Below are 768 nucleotides of genomic sequence, written 5' to 3'. Positions count from 1 at the left end.
ATGGCGGTATCGACGCCGTCGACGCCGGCTTCAATGGCCTTCAGCAGGGCCATCTCCGCCATGCCGGTGGTGGCGTGGCAGTGCAGGTGCAGGGTGACGGCAAAGCGTTTTTTGATTTCGCTGACCAGCTCAAAGGCGGCGCCGGGGGTGAGAATGCCGGACATGTCTTTAATCGCGATGGAGTCGACGCCGGTCTCCAGCAGCTGTTCGGTGAGGTCGAGCCAGGTCTGCAGGGTGTGGGCCGGGCTGGTGGTGTAGCTCAGGGTGCCCTGGGCGTGGGCGCCGTGGCTGCGGACCGCCTGCAGGGCGGCCTGCATGTTGCGCGGGTCGTTCATGGCGTCGAAGACGCGGAAGACGTCCATGCCGTTTTTGACGGCGCGCTCCACGAAGCGTTCGACCACGTCGTCGGCGTAGTGACGGTAGCCGAGCAGGTTCTGGCCGCGGAGCAGCATCTGCAGCGGGGTTTTCGGCATCGCCTTTTTCAGCTCGCGCAGGCGGACCCACGGGTCCTCGCCGAGGAAGCGGATGCAGGCGTCGAAGGTGGCGCCGCCCCAGCACTCCAGCGAGCGGTAGCCGACGTCGTCAAGCTGAGCGGCGACGGGGAGCATATCGTCGAGACGCAGACGGGTGGCGAACAGGGACTGGTGGGCGTCGCGCAGGACGACATCGGTAATGGCAACGGTCATGAATTCCTCCGTGAATTAAGGGTGAAGACGGCGGTGGTGGTGAATGGCGGCGACAATCGCCGGCGTTAAGCGGGCGAAGTCG

General features: G+C 65.5%; 2 pseudogenes. Both read right to left on the bottom strand.

Going from position 1 to position 768, the window contains the following annotated elements:
* Positions 1-686 (bottom strand): annotated as a pseudogene (locus ACOI6Z_RS27515) (oxaloacetate decarboxylase); the annotation flags it as partial.
* A gap of 15 nt (positions 687-701) precedes the next feature.
* Positions 702-768: pseudogene (locus ACOI6Z_RS27510) on the bottom strand (oxaloacetate decarboxylase gamma chain); the annotation flags it as partial.

Source organism: Klebsiella sp. C239 (assembly GCF_048822715.1).
Taxonomy (GTDB): domain Bacteria; phylum Pseudomonadota; class Gammaproteobacteria; order Enterobacterales; family Enterobacteriaceae; genus Klebsiella; species Klebsiella quasipneumoniae.
This window is presented reverse-complemented; position numbering and strand designations above follow the sequence as displayed.